This window comes from Citrobacter sp. RHBSTW-00671 (genome assembly GCF_014103415.1).
Taxonomy (GTDB): domain Bacteria; phylum Pseudomonadota; class Gammaproteobacteria; order Enterobacterales; family Enterobacteriaceae; genus Citrobacter.
Genome location: NZ_JABXPR010000002.1, coordinates 157,154 through 175,183 on the forward strand (window position 1 = coordinate 157,154; position 18,030 = coordinate 175,183).

13 protein-coding genes and 3 pseudogenes are annotated in these 18,030 nt (G+C 48.2%); 4 read left to right on the forward strand and 12 right to left on the reverse strand.

The window, feature by feature from the left end:
* Positions 1-163 precede the first annotated feature (163 nt).
* The 7 genes and pseudogenes from HV261_RS24050 to HV261_RS24080 all read right to left on the reverse strand — a co-directional run bounded on the left by HV261_RS24050 (position 164) and on the right by HV261_RS24080 (position 8,211).
* Positions 164-868, reverse strand: coding sequence for an IS6-like element IS26 family transposase (locus HV261_RS24050; RefSeq protein ID WP_004118358.1), 705 nt, complete (start codon positions 866-868; stop codon positions 164-166).
* A gap of 119 nt (positions 869-987) precedes the next feature.
* Positions 988-1,968 carry an IS5-like element ISKpn26 family transposase gene (locus HV261_RS24055; protein WP_016947617.1) on the reverse strand — a complete coding sequence of 327 codons (981 nt, stop codon included), beginning with the start codon at positions 1,966-1,968 and terminating at the stop codon, positions 988-990.
* A 277-nt stretch (positions 1,969-2,245) separates the two neighbouring features.
* Complete coding sequence (relB, locus tag HV261_RS24060; protein WP_000780222.1) at positions 2,246-2,527, reverse strand: type II toxin-antitoxin system RelB family anti-toxin; 282 nt, start codon at positions 2,525-2,527, stop codon at positions 2,246-2,248.
* Positions 2,508-2,837 carry a type II toxin-antitoxin system RelE/ParE family toxin gene (locus tag HV261_RS24065; RefSeq protein WP_000493286.1) on the reverse strand — a complete coding sequence of 110 codons (330 nt, stop codon included), beginning with the start codon at positions 2,835-2,837 and terminating at the stop codon, positions 2,508-2,510. Before HV261_RS24065 ends, relB begins: the two co-directional genes overlap by 20 nt.
* 1,046 nt (positions 2,838-3,883) lie before the next feature.
* Positions 3,884-4,906, reverse strand: coding sequence for an IS110 family RNA-guided transposase (locus tag HV261_RS24070; protein ID WP_001572362.1), 1,023 nt, complete (start codon positions 4,904-4,906; stop codon positions 3,884-3,886).
* Positions 4,907-5,090: 184 nt separating this feature from the next.
* Positions 5,091-7,454, reverse strand: a pseudogene (locus HV261_RS24075) (Tn3 family transposase); the annotation flags it as partial.
* A 52-nt stretch (positions 7,455-7,506) separates the two neighbouring features.
* The gene (locus tag HV261_RS24080; protein ID WP_001067855.1) at positions 7,507-8,211 is read right to left on the reverse strand and encodes an IS6-like element IS26 family transposase; all 705 of its coding nucleotides are present in this window, start codon (positions 8,209-8,211) and stop codon (positions 7,507-7,509) included.
* A 57-nt stretch (positions 8,212-8,268) separates the two neighbouring features.
* Between HV261_RS24080 and HV261_RS24085 the strand changes: the two are divergent.
* Together HV261_RS24085 and HV261_RS24090 are read left to right on the forward strand one after the other, a co-directional pair.
* Positions 8,269-9,801: pseudogene (locus tag HV261_RS24085) on the forward strand (helicase HerA domain-containing protein); the annotation flags it as partial.
* A gap of 504 nt (positions 9,802-10,305) precedes the next feature.
* A complete protein-coding gene (locus HV261_RS24090; RefSeq protein ID WP_016241538.1) occupies positions 10,306-10,803 on the forward strand; it encodes a hypothetical protein in 498 nt (165 codons plus the stop codon).
* Positions 10,804-10,839: 36 nt separating this feature from the next.
* Here the strand turns inward: HV261_RS24090 and HV261_RS24095 are convergent, their stop codons facing one another.
* Together HV261_RS24095 and HV261_RS24100 are read right to left on the reverse strand one after the other, a co-directional pair.
* Positions 10,840-11,091 (reverse strand): hypothetical protein, encoded by a 252-nt coding sequence (locus tag HV261_RS24095; RefSeq protein ID WP_007372348.1) that lies wholly within the window; start codon positions 11,089-11,091, stop codon positions 10,840-10,842.
* A 100-nt stretch (positions 11,092-11,191) separates the two neighbouring features.
* The gene (locus HV261_RS24100) at positions 11,192-11,398 is read right to left on the reverse strand and encodes a hypothetical protein (protein ID WP_032951190.1); all 207 of its coding nucleotides are present in this window, start codon (positions 11,396-11,398) and stop codon (positions 11,192-11,194) included.
* Between the two features lie 554 nt (positions 11,399-11,952).
* Here HV261_RS24100 and HV261_RS24105 point away from each other — a divergent pair.
* Positions 11,953-13,160 (forward strand): IS3 family transposase gene (locus HV261_RS24105; protein ID WP_088569505.1). Its coding sequence is split into 2 segments (ribosomal slippage): positions 11,953-12,274 and positions 12,274-13,160, totalling 1,209 coding nucleotides; the frame shifts between segments, so codons are not numbered across the junction.
* 419 nt (positions 13,161-13,579) lie between these two features.
* Here the strand turns inward: HV261_RS24105 and HV261_RS24110 are convergent.
* The gene (locus HV261_RS24110) at positions 13,580-15,193 is read right to left on the reverse strand and encodes an HNH endonuclease signature motif containing protein (RefSeq protein WP_007372347.1); all 1,614 of its coding nucleotides are present in this window, start codon (positions 15,191-15,193) and stop codon (positions 13,580-13,582) included.
* Positions 15,194-15,330: 137 nt separating this feature from the next.
* Between HV261_RS24110 and HV261_RS24115 the strand changes: the two genes are divergently transcribed.
* Positions 15,331-16,035 carry an IS6-like element IS26 family transposase gene (locus tag HV261_RS24115; protein WP_001067855.1) on the forward strand — a complete coding sequence of 235 codons (705 nt, stop codon included), beginning with the start codon at positions 15,331-15,333 and terminating at the stop codon, positions 16,033-16,035.
* 54 nt (positions 16,036-16,089) lie between these two features.
* On the opposite strand, the pseudogene HV261_RS24120 reads toward HV261_RS24115, so the two are convergent.
* Positions 16,090-16,635 (reverse strand): annotated as a pseudogene (locus tag HV261_RS24120) (ATP-binding protein); the annotation flags it as partial.
* Positions 16,632-18,023, reverse strand: a complete 1,392-nt coding sequence (locus HV261_RS24125) for an SIR2 family protein (RefSeq protein ID WP_004098990.1) — start codon at positions 18,021-18,023, stop codon at positions 16,632-16,634. The pseudogene HV261_RS24120 and the gene HV261_RS24125, both read right to left, overlap by 4 nt.
* Between the last annotated feature and the right edge of the window lie 7 nt (positions 18,024-18,030).

The window sequence follows — 18,030 nt, forward strand, 5'->3', positions numbered from 1 at the left end:
TCTATCTGGCATTATTCTGTGATGGTGTTTCGATATTCACACTCCCTGTGCCAATCCTTTCTTATCGACAGTAGGAAACTTCCTCCGGCTATTCTGCTGAACACGATTAGGGGCACTGTTGCAAAGTTAGCGATGAGGCAGCCTTTTGTCTTATTCAAAGGCCTTACATTTCAAAAACTCTGCTTACCAGGCGCATTTCGCCCAGGGGATCACCATAATAAAATGCTGAGGCCTGGCCTTTGCGTAGTGCACGCATCACCTCAATACCTTTGATGGTGGCGTAAGCCGTCTTCATGGATTTAAATCCCAGCGTGGCGCCGATTATCCGTTTCAGTTTGCCATGATCGCATTCAATCACGTTGTTCCGGTACTTAATCTGTCGGTGTTCAACGTCAGACAGGCACCGGCCTTCGCGTTTGAGCAGAGCAAGCGCGCGACCATAGGCGGGCGCTTTATCCGTGTTGATGAATCGCGGGATCTGCCACTTCTTCACGTTGTTGAGGATTTTACCCAGAAACCGGTATGCAGCTTTGCTGTTACGACGGGAGGAGAGATAAAAATCGACAGTGCGGCCCCGGCTGTCGACGGCCCGGTACAGATACGCCCAGCGGCCATTGACCTTCACGTAGGTTTCATCCATGTGCCACGGGCAAAGATCGGAAGGGTTACGCCAGTACCAGCGCAGCCGTTTTTCCATTTCAGGCGCATAACGCTGAACCCAGCGGTAAATCGTGGAGTGATCGACATTCACTCCGCGTTCAGCCAGCATCTCCTGCAGCTCACGGTAACTGATGCCGTATTTGCAGTACCAGCGTACGGCCCACAGAATGATGTCACGCTGAAAATGCCGGCCTTTGAATGGGTTCATGTGCAGCTCCATCAGCAAAAGGGGATGATAAGTTTATCACCACCGACTATTTGCAACAGTGCCTCGAATCAGCCTATTTAGGCTATTTTTTCCACCATTTCTGGCGTTATTTCCGGTTTTTACTGAGATCTCTCCCACTGACGTATCATTTGGTCCACCCGAAACAGGTTGGCCAGGGTGAATAACATCGCCAGTTGGTTATCGTTTTTCAGCAGCCCCTTGTATCTGGCTTTCACGAAGCCGAACTGCCGCTTGATGATGCGAAACGGGTGCTCCACCCTGGCACGGATGCTGGCTTTCATGTATTCGATGTTGATGGCCGTTTTGTTCTTGCGCGGATGCTGCTTCAAGGTTTTTACCCTGCCGGGACGCTCGGCGATCAGCCAGTCCACATCCACCTCGGCCAGCTCCTCGCGCTGTGGCGCTCCTTGGTAGCCGGCATCGGCTGAGACAAATTGCTCCTCTCCATGAAGCAGATTACCCAGCTGATTGAGGTCATGCTCGTTGGCCGCGGTGGTGACCAGGCTGTGGGTCAGGCCACTCTTGGCATCGACACCAATGTGGGCCTTCATGCCAAAGTGCCACTGATTGCCTTTCTTGGTCTGATGCATCTCCGGATCGCGTTGCTGCTCATTGTTCTTGGTCGAGCTGGGTGCCTCAATGATGGTGGCATCCACCAAAGTGCCTTGGGTCATCATGACGCCTGCTTCGGCCAGCCAGCGATTGATGGTCTTGAACAATTGACGGGCCAGTTGATGCTGCTCGAGCAGGTGGCGGAAATTCATGATGGTGGTGCGATCCGGCAGGGCGCTATCCAGGGATAATCGGGCAAACAGGCGCATGGAGGCGATTTCGTACAGGGCATCTTCCATGGCACCGTCGCTCAGGTTGTACCAATGCTGCATGCAGTGAATACGCAGCATGGTCTCCAGCGGATAGGGCCGTCGGCCATTGCCCGCCTTGGGATAAAACGGCTCGATGACAGCGGTCATATTCTGCCATGGCAGAATCTGCTCCATGCGGGAGAGGAAAATCTCTTTTCGGGTCTGACGGCGCTTAGTGCTGAATTCACTATCGGCGAAGGTGAGTTGATGGCTCATGATGTCCCTCTGGGATGCGCTCCGGATGAATATGATGATCTCATATCAGGAACTTGTTCGCACCTTCCCTAAGTCACCGGCGGCTTGCCTGCCACACATTGAACATTACAGACCAATTAGCACTTTGTCACCGGGGAAAGATGTAAAGATTATGTATAAATAGATTGGCTTAGAAGTGACATTTCAACTTTGGAGAAACAGGTGACATTTTAAACTTGCTTTAACAAAATTTTGGGACTGACCGAAACAAAAAGGCCAGCCCCGGAGGGCTGGCTATTCAGTACAGGGCAATGACAGGTTTCTTGATGCCGCAGGCGTGAGCGTAGCGGGTCAGTGTGTCGATGCTGGCTTTGGTGATGTTGTTTTCCAGGCGAGAAATAACCGGAGGTGTAACCCCCATGCGTTCAGCAACCTGCGCTTTTGTCAGGTTGTCATGCTTGCGCCATTCAGCAAGCAGCTCCCTGAGCTTTTCCTTACGTTCTTCTTCCTGCCATGCAGCGCGATATTCATCGTCCTGCATCCACTCGTTATGCAGTTCTTTATGGCTTACCAGTTTCATTAAGTACCTCCGCTAACCGCTTTTTGGCGAGATCGATTTCTTTCGCTGGCGTTTTCTGTGACTTCTTGATGAAAACACGGAGCATGATGATGGTATTGCCTTTGTGGTATACCCAGATTCCCCTGGCTATGTCCGTCCCCATCGTGCGGATCTCAAAAAGTCCATCGCCCAGGGGCTTCGTGTCCGGCTCCCGCAGTAATCGGGCGTCATACTCCAGTTTGCCGATGAGACGGTCAAACTTCACCCTGATTTTTACGGGTAATGCTGTGGCTTCTTCCCTGGCTTCCGGGTGATAAACAACGCTAAACATGTGACCTCCCATTTCTATTAATATTAACCTATAGGCTAATTTCAGACAAGGTAGAATTAACCTATAAGCTAATTTTGTTGGCAGTTATCGTGGCTACCCGGTCACTACCCTGTTAGCGTGAGTTTTCGTTCCACTGAGGAACGGGGATTTATGCGCGTTAGCGCATGTAAGGCGGCAGGATGAAATGACAGGTAGCACCGAGGGTTAGCCGCCGATACCAGTGAGGGATCGAAAGGGATCGCCTATCCATCCCTTCACCCTGCAAAGCCATATTCCGCTAAAAGCGGCTCAGAGGCTTTTGTGCGCGGTCGGAGTGGTCACAACAAGGCCGAAGCCGCAGTTGGGGCGTATCTCCGCGTTAGCGGGTCGTAAGAGCCGCTTACGAGCGTGTAATCTAATTCTTCAGCGATATTTGCTGACGTATCCGGCGTGGCCGGATTTGTCCAATCCCTCGATGGCTAACAGGCGAGCTGTTAGCCATCGAGGGATTCCGTTCTGAATGCCCCGCGCTTTAGCGTGGGGAGCTACTTTTGAGGCGCTCGCGCCGATGCTGTTCGGTTATCCACTTTTTAAAGGGGATAACAGCAATGTCTTTTATTTTTTGGTTTATCTTTTAATACGTAAGTAATTAAAAGATAAACCAAAAGAGTATTTGCGCCATCTCGTTTGCACTTCATTATCACTTACCCACAAGCTATACAGCAGTTGTGGTGGGTCTACGCCGGAACCGCCGAAAAATCCGTCATTCCTGTAGGCGGGATGGGTTGGATTTCGAAAATTATTGTACTATAAGGGCTTCCCCGGCGTGTCAACGCCGGTGTTTATGGTTTCTGTCTGCTCTTCAGTAAAAATAAAGGGGAGAGACTGCGGTACTATAAACGGCCATGATGAATCGTCATCGATTCGGACCCTGATGAAAGACGCGCGTGAGGTTCTTGTTCGTTAAGCGGATACGTATATCCTGTACAATAGCCAGATAGGCCTCACGGGGTCTAACCCTTTATCATCAACGAATTGCAGGTCAGATGGTTATTTTGTTTCGTGCTTTAGCTGGCTGAGTACAGCCTGAAATCATCACCGTAATGCAATGATGCCCAGCACAGCCTTGCGTTTTTGGCGGCGATGGCTACAACGGCACGCCAGTATCCTCTGCGATCGACCAGTGAACAGACCCAACGACTGAATAAATCAGTCCTTTTCTCGGCACCAATCAGAACCGAACGAGCCCCCTGAACCAGTAGCGTTCGCAGATACGAATCGCCAGCTTTAGTTATCCTGCCAAGCTTTGATTTCCCACCACTGCTGTACTGCGATGGCGTTAGTCCCAGCCAGGCTGCCAGTTGTCGCCCATTTTTAAAATCGTGTGCATTACCGATACTGGCGACCAGCGCACAGGCCGTTGTGGGACCAATCCCTTTCAGTTCCATCAATCGCTGGCTGCGGTGATCTGTTTTTGCCATGCGGGACAAAATCCGGTCATATTCAGTAATATTATCTTCAATACGATCAATGTGTTCCAGCAGGTCATTAACACATTGTTGAACCTGAAGTGGCAAAGAACTCTTCTGCTCAGAAACCATGTGACGCAGGGCATCTGTACTTTGTGGGGCGATGACACCGAATTCCGATATCAAACCTCTCAATCGGTTATATGTTGCTGTTTTCTCTTCGATAAAACCCTGTCTGATACGGTGTAGGCATTGCATCGCCTGCTGGCTCTCATCCTTCACTGGTACAAACCGCATATGCGGGCGACGAACTGCTTCACAGATAGCCTGAGCATCAGCTGCATCATTTTTGCCTGATTTACCGGCCATGCGGTAAGGAGATACAAATTTAGCAGCCATCAGCCGTGGTTCATGACCATATTGCCGAAACAACCTTGCCCAGTAGTGAGCCCCGGAGCATGCCTCCATCCCGATAACACAGGGAGGTAAACTGGCAATCAGCTCAGGAAGGGCAGCACGCGATACTTTGGGTTTAACCAGAACAGTTTTACCGTGTTGGTCAACGCAGTGAACAGCGAACACATTTTTAGCAAGATCGATACCGACAGTCGTGATGGTCATAACGAATCCCTCCGGGGCTATGTTTACCCCATGATTGCACAAGAGTTAATCAGGCGCATATCCAGGGGAAGTCCCTTCCATTCGTTAAGGCTGTTTTTTGTACTGAGGTTTATTGCAGACGTGCAGAATCCCCGCCAGCTAAGGCGGTAGTGGGGTTCGAGGTCCAATGATGTAAAAAACCACGCTAAGAGGTTAATTCATTGTTTGTATTCAAATTTAATGGTCTTAACTCGCCCTTCAGAATATCTTCCGGTAACGAAAACGTATAATGTCCCAGCATATTTATATGGCCATGTATCAGCGGCGATAATCTTGCCAGATGCTCCTCTTCAGGTGTTTCCCCCGATTTGCGAAGATGTGACAACGCCTCCTGCATGTAAAGTGTATTCCACAGCACAACCGCATTGGTCACCAGACCCAGAGCACCGAGTTGATCTTCCTGCCCTTCACGGTAGCGTTTTCTAATCTCACCACGTTGTCCGTAGCAAATGGCTCGAGCCACTGCATGGCGTCCTTCTCCCCGGTTGAGCTGAGTGAGGATCCGACGCCGGTAATCCTCATCATCGATATAGTTGAGAAGATACAACGTCTTGTTGACCCGGCCCACTTCCATAATCGCCTGAGCCAGACCAGATGGTCGGCTACTTCTCAACAGTGAACGAATAAGCTCTGATGCATGGATGGTCCCAAGCTTCAGTGAGCCCGCCATTCGCATCATTTCATCCCATTGGGATTCTATTTTTGACAGTTCAACACATCCCCGGGCCAGCTCATTCAGGGCACCATAATGTGCCGTTTTATCTGCCCGCCAGAATATCGCCCCGCCTGCATCGGCCAGACGAGGGGAAAACTGGTAGCCCAGTAACCAGAACAGGCCAAAAATGATATCGCTGGATCCTGCCGTGTCCGTCATAATTTCTACCGGATTCAGCCCGGTCTGCTGCTCCAGAAGCCCTTCCAGTACAAAGATGGAATCACGAAGCGTCCCGGGAACTACAATGCCATGGAAACCGGAGTATTGATCGGAGACGAAGTTGTACCAGGTGATACCGCGTCCTGAACCAAAGTATTTACGATTTGGTCCGGAATTAACCGTTTTAACCGGTGTGACAAAACGCATACCATCTGCGGAGGCAACCTCACCACCTCCCCAGTACCCCGCGAGCGGCAGCGTGGACTGAAAATCAACCAGCCGTGCATTAGCGGTGACCAGCGTTTCTGCCCTGAGATAATTTTGTTTAACCCAGCTCAGACGATGGCGAGTAAGCGCGGGAATATTATGCTTTATCAGGGGTTCATGCCCTATATTGCAGGCTTCTGCCAGCAGTGTTGCGCACAGACTGACCTGGAGATCCTGCGCCCGAGCACCTGATTCACTGACGTGGCTGAATTCGCGGGTAAAACCGGTTCGGGCATCTATTTCAAGCAACAGCTCCGTCAGATCAACCGGAGGGATCAATTCTCTTACCCGACGATTCAATTGTATCAGTGCCGGTGGCTCATCCAGTTTATCCAGACTGCTAATCGTCAGTGAGGGATGCTTACCTTCATTGCTTATGCTGACCGCTGCGTTGCAGGCAAAACGTGAAGCCACTGATTTCCATGTGTCATCAAGCCGCGTAGCCAGTTGTTCTGCTGCTTTAGTTCCGTCTGATGGATGACCCAGCGCCCGACATACCGGGATGCGTTGTGCCTGCCATTCAGCTCCCTGAAGCAATTTTTGACGCGGGTCCCCCCACCGATCACTGTTCTCCAGCCAGAGATCACGACGGCGCAAAGAATCTTGAAGGCGCTCGAGAAGACACAGCGAGTAACCCGCTCGTAGAATCCTACCATCTCTGTCGTAGACCAGACGTTTCCATGGGCCGGAAATGATTTGCTCTGGTGCATCGTCGAGAATTCGCTTTTTTGAGCCACTCAGTTCGGCCAGATAATGGATTGCTGACAACGTGAGCTCCCCGGCCGGGGCGGCCTGAAAGTGTAAGTCACGCAACATCGCGGACAGGAAACGCTTCACCCGTCCATATTGTTCCACCATTTCATCCTGAAACTGAGTATCTTGCGGGCGCGCCAGCTCATTTACCTTGCCGACGGATTCAGCCAGTTTGTCCTTTGGTATGCGGCGAAAAATAGCCTGCCGCAGAGCTGCTTCATCGGTGTTCTCATCAAGTAATAACGTGCATGCCCGTGCCAGTAATAGCGGGGCACGATCAAGATCTTTCAGGGTCCTGAGCCGCTTTTTCTGCCCGATATTTTTTGCAGAACGCGTGATATCCAGAATAAGCATATCCAGCACATCCACGGCCTCGTCAAGCGCCGAAATTTCCTGTGCTTTCACAAACGCAGTAAGCACGGCCAGTCGCCGTTCGTCAGGCATTCTTGAAATGTATTTCACCGAAGCCATTCCGGCATAACGGGCCAAATTCCGCAGCTGGATGGCAGGCAGACCGGAGAAATTCAACCGGGAAAACTCCATGCTACGCAGTCGGGTATATCGCTCCAGGGCGTCTGTAAATGACGGCCCACTGATAGTGACAGGACCTTTTCGGGCACTGTTGCAAAGTTAGCGATGAGGCAGCCTTTTGTCTTATTCAAAGGCCTTACATTTCAAAAACTCTGCTTACCAGGCGCATTTCGCCCAGGGGATCACCATAATAAAATGCTGAGGCCTGGCCTTTGCGTAGTGCACGCATCACCTCAATACCTTTGATGGTGGCGTAAGCCGTCTTCATGGATTTAAATCCCAGCGTGGCGCCGATTATCCGTTTCAGTTTGCCATGATCGCATTCAATCACGTTGTTCCGGTACTTAATCTGTCGGTGTTCAACGTCAGACGGGCACCGGCCTTCGCGTTTGAGCAGAGCAAGCGCGCGACCATAGGCGGGCGCTTTATCCGTGTTGATGAATCGCGGGATCTGCCACTTCTTCACGTTGTTGAGGATTTTACCCAGAAACCGGTATGCAGCTTTGCTGTTACGACGGGAGGAGAGATAAAAATCGACAGTGCGGCCCCGGCTGTCGACGGCCCGGTACAGATACGCCCAGCGGCCATTGACCTTCACGTAGGTTTCATCCATGTGCCACGGGCAAAGATCGGAAGGGTTACGCCAGTACCAGCGCAGCCGTTTTTCCATTTCAGGCGCATAACGCTGAACCCAGCGGTAAATCGTGGAGTGATCGACATTCACTCCGCGTTCAGCCAGCATCTCCTGCAGCTCACGGTAACTGATGCCGTATTTGCAGTACCAGCGTACGGCCCACAGAATGATGTCACGCTGAAAATGCCGGCCTTTGAATGGGTTCATGTGCAGCTCCATCAGCAAAAGGGGATGATAAGTTTATCACCACCGACTATTTGCAACAGTGCCCTCGGAAATACTGGTAGCGGTAAGTCTTGCTCTGTATCTGGATTAATCCAGTGGTCACTCGAATCTGCATTGGAATCACAAATAAAACCAAATGCCAGATTTATCATCCTAGACCCCAACGGCGAGTATGCACGTGCTTTGGGGCCAACGACGAAATTTAAAGGTAGAGTATTTAAGGTTGAGGCTGAAGGCAGTGAAAACCAATTACAAGTACCCTCATGGTTTTGGAATAGTTCGGAGTGGGCATCATTCACGCAAGCAAGTCCTAAAGCACAACTTCCATTACTAAAACGCTCCTTGAGAGCAATGAGAAATGAAGAATTTGATTTACAAAAGAATATAGATATAGAAGTTAAAAAATACCTAGGTACAATTTTGGTTTCTTTAAAAGCGGATAAATCTAAAGGAGCAGCGGCACTTAATGATTTCCCTGGAGCCAAAAATCTTTTGGCTAAAATTAATATTTGGCGTCAGAGTCTGGAAGAATACAAAGCGAGATTAACTACACCATGCCCTGAGCTAGATAAATTAATCATCTCTATTCAAGATTTTTGTGGGCAAAGAGAAGGCAGATATCCAGATTACAATGCTAAAGTTAGCGCAGTTGATAACATCATAAATGGAGTGTTATCTTCATTTCAGAGCCTTGGAGGCGATGAGTGTGAACTCCTTCCTAAAAACGAGGATATCCCCGTCCCTTTTGACGGAAATAATTTAGTCTCCTATTTAGAGGCGTTAGCACAAGAAAATGGTAGCGAGCAATATGTTGAATATCTAGTAGCTAGAATACGCACAATGCTTGCGGATACAAGAATGAAACCCATAACCAATGACTCAGAGCATAGAGTTGACTTGGCTAATTGGTTAGAAACATATATTGGGAAAGATGGTGATGGTGATAGCTGCGTTTCAATTATTGATCTTTCTTTAGTACCAACTGAAATTACTCATCTTGTGACAGCTGTCATTTCAAGAATTATTTTTGAATCATTGCAACGTTATAGACGACTATATAACAAATCTTTACCTACGGTACTTGTTGCTGAAGAAGCACATACATTTATTAAACGGTATCGTGAGGACAGTGAAAATCAGGATGTCGCAGCTGTTTGCTGTCAAGTATTTGAGAAAATTGCACGAGAAGGCAGGAAATTTGGTCTCGGTATGGTTATTTCTTCGCAACGACCATCAGAATTATCACCTACAGTTTTATCTCAATGTAATACTTTTCTTCTGCATCGAATTAGCAATGACAAAGATCAGGAGCAAGTTCATAAAATGGTACCCGACAATTTGCGAGGATTACTCCGTGAATTGCCTTCATTGCCATCTCAACATGCAATACTGATGGGCTGGGCATCTGAACTTCCTGTCTTAGTTAAAATGAAAAATTTGACGAAAGAGCAGCAACCCCATTCTGATGACCCTGATTTCTGGGATGTTTGGACAAGAAAGGATGCTGATGGGAAATTGGTCGAGAGAACGGCCAATTGGGAAGCTGTTGTAAAGGAATGGCAACAAAATTGAACTGAAGTAGGATGTGAAAACGGGAGGGCAGATCGGAATTGAAGGAACTTTATGCAATCAATCTACTTGGTATTGCGTTCCATCGACCATCAGCCCCATGATCATTGGAGTAGCTGTAAATGCAGCACCTAATAATTAAAATAAAACAATAGGTTAACCTATTAACGTGGTTTTTTACATCGTTGGCCCTCAAACCCCTAAAATCAGAAAAGTATCTTTCCAGACCTGTCAAATGGAAGCATTAACAAATCAGTTAACAAAACGGACAATATAGTAAAAAGTGGCTGGTAAGCATACTAACCACCTGATAGGCAGGTAGCAGCATAAAAGGGGAACCGAGTAATGAAAGGCTGTATCACCCGAAAAAGGTGTTTTCAGAGATGCACTATATGATGGAATAACAAGTTTTTGCAGATACTACCGGCGTAGAGGATGTCCCGAACACCTATAGCTGGAGTATCGATATTCACGGCATAATACGAATAAACCGAATGGGATATAAATATGGCAATTATTTTGGGTGTTTTATTTGTGATAACATTAACACTTAGCATCTATCAGTTGCGGAAGATAAGAAGACTATCATCCCGAATTAACACATTGGAATCCGTTATCCTGGGTGAACGGACGGGAAAGACAATTCCTTATGAATCGTTGCACCTTCTCAATATTTTGAGATTACAGGCACGACAATGGACTAGTTCGGAGGAAAATCCCGCTTTATTAACTATCCGGCCAGTTTGTATTGAACTGCTGGATGATTATATGTCTAAACTTTTAGCTTCTATTCCAGAATTGAATTTGATGATAGAACCTCGTCCTTCATATGCATCGCTATACAGTATCAATTCTGTAATGTTCTACATCGATAGTGAGAAACATGAAAAGTTGCCTATTCGCTTTCATTGCGCCAATCAAGACCTGGCAGAGCGCATTGCAAACTTGTTGCTATCGAAGGGCATTGAAGCTCGCGCAGCGATTGAAATGTCACACGTAGATTAGCCTGATATAAATAGATGGGCATTCTGTCCGGGTTGTTTATGCAGCCCTGTTTACAATGCACTGAATAAAACGGACAGCAATAACATAAGCCGTTAGCAAAAACCCCTCAATCAGAACCGTGGAAACAGCGACAGTCGTAAAATCCGTTGTTAGCTTGATCGCTGCTACTATCACCAGTCCGCCAAAAAGAATGCAGCGGGTAGCGATAGTTTCACGTTGAAACCAGCTAAAGAAAGCGCCCGCGATAATGACCAGGGAACAGTAAATCGAAAAAAGAAGTGTCATCATATTCTGTTATCCTATCTAACACAGAAAAAACTGGCCCGAAGCTTTTGAAACATATATGGAAATCAATCAGAGCACGTCTAACGAGCACGGTCTTATATATTCAATAACTATACATGTTGCTTATCATCATAAATGGATTTGGTATAGAGTGGCCAAAGAAAAAGGTAACAACAGTGGCAAGGACAACACAGGCTAACAATATCCACTCAAACTTTTCTGGAATGAATAATACCCGGATGGAACCTGCTGCGATAGTGCCACCAACTAAACCACCAATCAACGCTTCAGAAATTGTTGATAGTTCCATAAATTAAGTCTCCTGGTGTTTGGAGGGCTTCGGGAAGTTGCACCAGCTTATTCGCCAGACGCGTCCACTCACGTTAATAATAAAATCTGTCAGAAAACAACTCTACCAGAACCGTTGAAACTTCGATAAAAAAAGGACGCTGTTTTGAGGGCGTTTTCTATGCAAGTTATTTACAATGTTTCAGGCAATTACTTCACTACCGTAAGTTTTCGTTCGACAAACATTCAGATCCCATAGTTTGCGCTGGAACTGACCTATGTGGACGAGATCTGCTGTAGGTCTGTAGGGATTGGGGGCCATAGAGTAAATCTGGCATTTTTAGCTATAAAGTAATGATTGGGCTACACGTATGTAGGTTTTAAGGTTATGTTATCTCTGCCTCGTAATTCTGCGAGCACCTCATTAGGGAATAATATGAGTAACTTAAACCACATGGATAGAACCGTAACACAATACGTAAACATGATGTAGCCCCCTGAAACTCCAGACAGTAGCTGTATCTCCAGATAAGAGATAGGCTTGAATATATGTCTAACACTAACGCCAATTTTGAGATGACCGGGATCCTGTTAGGGCAAGAAGTCCGTAAACGTAAAACTCCTCAGGAGAAGATCGCCATTATCCAGCAGACGATGGAGCCGGGCATGAATGTCTCCCATGTCGCCCGCCTGCATGGCATCCAGCCCAGCCTGCTGTTTAAGTGGAAGAAGCAATATCAGGAAGGCAGCCTCACCGCCGTTGCGGCCGGAGAAGAAGTTGTTCCAGCTTCTGAGCTTACTGCTGCTCTGAAGCAGGTCCGGGAGCTTCAGCGCCTGCTGGGCAAGAAGACGATGGAAGTTGAGATCCTGAAAGAAGCCGTGGAGTACGCTCAGTCGCGAAAATGGATAGCGCACGCGCCCTTGTTGCCAAAGGACGGGGAATAGCCCTGGTCAGCCGCACCATGGGCGTGTCGCGTGCGCAGCTGTCACTGCGAATTAACCGTTCTGCCGACTGGCAGGACAGGCGCTGTAACCGGCGTGATGACGAAGCAGACGCTGAAATACTGTCAGAGATCCTCGATATCATCAGCGATATGCCCAGTTACGGCTATCGCCGTGTGTGGGGCATCCTGCGTACGCAACGCCGTACAGAGGGACTGCCCCCCGTGAACGCCAAACGGCTTTACCGGCTTATGAGCGAGCATAATCTGCTGTTACTGCATGACAAACCAGAGCGGTCGAAGCGTGAACATAAGGGCAAAATCGCGGTGGCAGAAAGCGATATGCGCTGGTGTTCAGATGGCTTCGAGTTCGGCTGCGACAACGGTGAGAAGCTGCGGGTCACGTTCGCGCTGGACTGCTGCGACAGAGAAGCCATAGACTGGGCAGCGAGCACAGGAGGCTACGACAGTTCGACGGTGCAGGATGTGATGCTGAGGTCGGTGGAAAAGCGCTTCGGCGACGGGCTGCCGACCACACCGGTTCAATGGCTGACGGATAACGGTTCAGCATATACCGCGCATGAAACGCGGAGGTTCGCCAGAGAGCTGAATCTGGAGCCGTGTACAACAGCGGTGAGCAGCCCGCAGAGCAATGGCATGGCCGAACGGTTCGTGAAGACGATGAAGGAAGACTATATCGCGTTCATGGCAAAACCAGATGTGAGAACAGCCCTGCGAAACCTTGCAGCAGCGTTCACACATTACAATGAAAACCACCCGCACAGCGCGCTGGGATATCACTCCCCGAGGGAATATCGGCGGCAGCGGACATCGTTAACTTAAGATACAAAAGCTGTCCGGAGATGGCGGGTCAAGATCAACACAATACGTAAACACTAAAGTATTAGTGGCGCGTTTAGTACATCTTAGCGCCACTATCAGAAAGCTTGAATCCTACCAATCGTCATCTTGGGCAGATAGAGCTCTCCATGATTTATATGCAGAACTTCAGCGAATTTGGCCACAGGTGGAAGAGTATTATACTCAGATGCCAACATACCAAATGGAACGTGAGTTTTACGCTGAACTCGTGCAAATAAAGATAAAGGCTGAAGAGTACCTACGTAGAACTAAGCAGGAACAATAAAACAATTCGTTTTTGGGGAGCCCGGTGGGCTCCTTTTTTGTGATGGTTCAATCCGGTGACGTGGGGTTACCGAGCTGGCGCATTCCCACGATTCGCACCTGATGGATTACCGGTTTTACTTGGTCAGTTCTAACCGGCGCTGATAACGCTCCCAGCGCATGACGAGATTCGCCGGGTCTATCGGACGGCAAAGCCCGGTAATCACATGGCCATCGTATTGCTGCAAATCGGGATCTTCGGCCTGCGCGACAGGGTCAACGTGGACGGTCAACGTCTCCGGGCAAATGGCAAGGACGTTGTCGTCAAACAGCCGGTGCAGATCGATACGAAGCAGCAAGCCATTACTCCAGTGATCCAGACCACCAGCACTATGCTCTACCAGGTGTGCGGCCTCTGTCCTGCGGCGTAAGCTTGCTCCTGTAATCACGCAGCGGTCGTTACAGTTTCGACGGACGGTAGCAGCGAAATCAGCCTGATCCGGCCTGGTCACCACGCAGGTTGTAGAGCCTTCACGTTTAGGGTGCGCCAGGGGCGCAACAGACGGTTCCTGCATGGAGACGCGGGATTGTTCAACTTCGACGGAGATCAGGGCTGGCTGGGGTGCTGGCTGCGATTCTCGCACTACATCGTGCGTAATGCCGTTGGTTTCCGCTTCTTTAAGCTTTCCGACCTGGCTTGCTGCGGCCAGCGCACGGTCACGCGCTTCCTGCTTTTCTTCCTTCGTCCATTTACGTTTGGCAGGTTCGTGTGTGGGAGCCGGGAGATTATCTGGTTCATTGACCGGCACAGGGTCAACCATCTTTTTGCCTTGCATTGACTCAGCCATAAACCGGCGAGCCAGCACATCAGCGCGTAGTCCCGTATCGCGATGCTCATAAAGATAGGTGCGAAATTCCGTCACACGTCCGCCCACCAGCTTAATGGCCTCACTCATTCCGGCCTTGTTGATGGAAGCGCTACTGGTTTTCAGGTTGGGCAAACCGTACTGACGTGGGTTTTCTTTCTGGGTGCTTTCAGCGCCGGTCAGACGGCTCTCTCTGATTTTTCCATTATGCCGGGTCGGTGAATCGCCATTCGGATGTTCAGGAGATCGCCAGGTGTCTGCGGGAGGCGTATACGTTGTACCGTTCTTCTGGGCCATGTAGGCGAGCACTTCCCGCATATCAACACGGGTCTTTTTGCGCTCGGCAATACCTTCATCAATCTGACGTTCAAGATCCGCTCGCTTCTCTTTGTGCAGGCGGCGCGATTCCAGTACGGTTTCGTTATCATTCAGGCGTTCTACTATCTCACCGGTATTTAAATTCTGGTTTGCCAGTTCGCGCACCATGCTCAGCACTAAATCGCCCATTGGATGCCGGGTTGTGATACCCAGGCGCTCAAACGCCCGGTTGGTGATCTCGTTTCTGCGGGTTTGATTGGCCAGTTCCGTGATCTTCTTCAGGCGCTCGATTTCGGCAAGCTGTGCCCGCTTCATCAATTCGCTGCCGGTTAGCATGGCAACAATCTGAACCTGACTCTCACCCTTCAGTAAGTGCTCGGTGATGAATGTAGAAAGAGCTGCCCGCCCACCGTGATTTTTAGGGATACCCAGCGTGGCCAGAATGTCTCTCTTTAGAATATTACGCAGGTTAGCGGCCTTTTTTTCCGCTTCATGTTTGGCCTGCATGTCCCGGCTATGCTGCTTACGTTCGGCCCGGGTTTTCTTCACCTTCACTTTCGTCGTCACTACTCTTTACCTGGCAGGGCATCATCATCATTGATACCGGTCGCGGAGGCCTGCGGTCGTTACCTATCCCCCGCGGCACTGTTGCAAATAGTCGGTGGTGATAAACTTATCATCCCCTTTTGCTGATGGAGCTGCACATGAACCCATTCAAAGGCCGGCATTTTCAGCGTGACATCATTCTGTGGGCCGTACGCTGGTACTGCAAATACGGCATCAGTTACCGTGAGCTGCAGGAGATGCTGGCTGAACGCGGAGTGAATGTCGATCACTCCACGATTTACCGCTGGGTTCAGCGTTATGCGCCTGAAATGGAAAAACGGCTGCGCTGGTACTGGCGTAACCCTTCCGATCTTTGCCCGTGGCACATGGATGAAACCTACGTGAAGGTCAATGGCCGCTGGGCGTATCTGTACCGGGCCGTCGACAGCCGGGGCCGCACTGTCGATTTTTATCTCTCCTCCCGTCGTAACAGCAAAGCTGCATACCGGTTTCTGGGTAAAATCCTCAACAACGTGAAGAAGTGGCAGATCCCGCGATTCATCAACACGGATAAAGCGCCCGCCTATGGTCGCGCGCTTGCTCTGCTCAAACGCGAAGGCCGGTGCCCGTCTGACGTTGAACACCGACAGATTAAGTACCGGAACAACGTGATTGAATGCGATCATGGCAAACTGAAACGGATAATCGGCGCCACGCTGGGATTTAAATCCATGAAGACGGCTTACGCCACCATCAAAGGTATTGAGGTGATGCGTGCACTACGCAAAGGCCAGGCCTCAGCATTTTATTATGGTGATCCCCTGGGCGAAATGCGCCTGGTAAGCAGAGTTTTTGAAATGTAAGGCCTTTGAATAAGACAAAAGGCTGCCTCATCGCTAACTTTGCAACAGTGCCTTTCCGAGCACTGCTATATGACGACCAAATAATCTATCAGGATCTACAGCTACATTTGCATTGTTCGCAAGTGGACTTTGTCCAATGATCACTCGCCTATTATTTCCAGATTCGACTATTGATCTAAGTTGTAAATCTGTCGGTAGTAAAATAGCAGCCCCAATAGAAGGAAACGATTCAGAACCTCGTTGAAATCTGAAATAATCAGTACCATCTTTGGACAAACGTTTAAGCATTCCCACCGGATTCAAACTTATTTTTTTTCGGGGGAATGGTAGATTTACTAAACCAAATTCTTGAACATCTCTTTGTTTTGGATAAGGCGAATGTTCTACAGCAAGCCACTCTATTTGCCCAACTAAGTAACCATTATCACATGATATTAATACATAACTGTTTACTCTTGGAAAGTTTCTAGGCGTTCCTGCATTCAAAGCAACAGTATCAGGTGAGTCAATCTCTAATATTGCTCTAATTTCATTAGGTGAAACAAAATCTACAGTGCCGACCCTGAGTTGCTCACCTTGTTCAATCGGAAATGAGTTCATTCAGCATCCTCGCTATTATTTGAAATTGTTGTACGATATAAACCCCTTGATTTCAATAGTTCTGCCATACGAATTGATGATCTGTCTATCGCTGCTTTAGGAAGATAAAAATCCACTAAATTCTTGATATCTCCAAAGTGGTCACCAAGTAATAAAGATATTTGAGCTTTTCTTCCACTTTCGTTTACAAAGCGCATAATTCTACCGAGTGGATCGCCGTAGGCAATTATTACTATATGCGTTGAGGGTATTGTCAGCATGTCAATAATAACACGGTTTATATGTTCATCTCCAAAACTATAACCATATGTTACCAAAGTACTATTAGGACGACATGTTGCAGATGCTAAGTCTCTGAATAGTTCAACATAAGGGTATTCTGATGTTTCTCGGTCTTTAACCGAGTTTGGATAAATCATTAATTGATGATAGTTCGCTGCTCCAGCAGCCTCCACTTGTAAAAAGGGTTCCACCGAACTCGCACCAAAAGGTAATCCAAATCGCCTTATGGCTCCTTCGGTAGTATACCAGTCCAATGAGCCATGTAATTTAGTAAAGCGCGCCACACCTTCCAAATATCTTGGTTCACCACGAATACCCGGTGGATTATAATGATAGTCGACTTCTAGTCGCGAAGATCTGAAAATAGGCGCTATAGTACCAACAAATCTGTCAATTAGTCGAATACCTGCTATTTCAGCTCCTGCTTCAATTATCCTGTCGTAATTCGTCGTGAAAATATGTAATCGATCCCTTGTCGCTGTTCGACTTGAAAAACTCATCAAAAAACTTACTAAATAATTAAACGTTTGTGTTTTTAAATCGTTTTTTGCATCGCGAATTAACTTTTCCCCATTACTAACTGAATCTGAGAATAATTTCAAACATCTTGTTAGCTCATTATTTAACTCAACTAACTCACTTTTTAAATTTCGATATGGGAGAGCACCAGGAGGCGGTTCTGGAAGTGGGAGATTTTGCGCAGTTAAAATCTCTAATCCTTTAATTAACTCATTAATTGAACGGATTTGGTCTTCAATATTACCTCTTCCTCTTCCTGAGGCTTCAGCTGTTTTAGCTACATAACTATCTATTTCAGCCTTGCAAACTTTGAGATCATTAATCCATCCCATGCCTTGAGGTTTCGTGCCTGTCGCTGACTCTTGGATTGCTGAACTAAGTCCCGCGCCAATAAGTATATTTAGGTGTTCAGACTGAAAAAGAGCAGTTAACCAAGGTTCTATTCTTAAACGCAAAAAATCAGGAGTGATTTTATCTCCTGGTTTTGCCCATGAGCAGTGTCCAACAACTTTAAATGCACCAACTTCGCTGTGTGGATCCAACTGAACCGGAGACTGGTCATCTCCAAGCTTTAAGTATTGACTCACTTTGAAT

What these genes read in the sequence shown, in the direction of transcription:
- HV261_RS24050 (WP_004118358.1), bottom strand. Translation starts at nt 868, where the DNA reads ATGAACCCATTCAAAGGCCGGCATTTTCAGCGTGACATCATTCTGTGG.
- HV261_RS24055 (WP_016947617.1), bottom strand. Translation starts at nt 1,968, where the DNA reads ATGAGCCATCAACTCACCTTCGCCGATAGTGAATTCAGCACTAAGCGC.
- relB (WP_000780222.1), bottom strand. Translation starts at nt 2,527, where the DNA reads ATGAAACTGGTAAGCCATAAAGAACTGCATAACGAGTGGATGCAGGAC.
- HV261_RS24065 (WP_000493286.1), bottom strand. Translation starts at nt 2,837, where the DNA reads ATGTTTAGCGTTGTTTATCACCCGGAAGCCAGGGAAGAAGCCACAGCA.
- HV261_RS24070 (WP_001572362.1), bottom strand. Translation starts at nt 4,906, where the DNA reads ATGACCATCACGACTGTCGGTATCGATCTTGCTAAAAATGTGTTCGCT.
- HV261_RS24080 (WP_001067855.1), bottom strand. Translation starts at nt 8,211, where the DNA reads ATGAACCCATTCAAAGGCCGGCATTTTCAGCGTGACATCATTCTGTGG.
- HV261_RS24090 (WP_016241538.1), top strand. Translation starts at nt 10,306, where the DNA reads ATGGCAATTATTTTGGGTGTTTTATTTGTGATAACATTAACACTTAGC.
- HV261_RS24095 (WP_007372348.1), bottom strand. Translation starts at nt 11,091, where the DNA reads ATGATGACACTTCTTTTTTCGATTTACTGTTCCCTGGTCATTATCGCG.
- HV261_RS24100 (WP_032951190.1), bottom strand. Translation starts at nt 11,398, where the DNA reads ATGGAACTATCAACAATTTCTGAAGCGTTGATTGGTGGTTTAGTTGGT.
- HV261_RS24115 (WP_001067855.1), top strand. Translation starts at nt 15,331, where the DNA reads ATGAACCCATTCAAAGGCCGGCATTTTCAGCGTGACATCATTCTGTGG.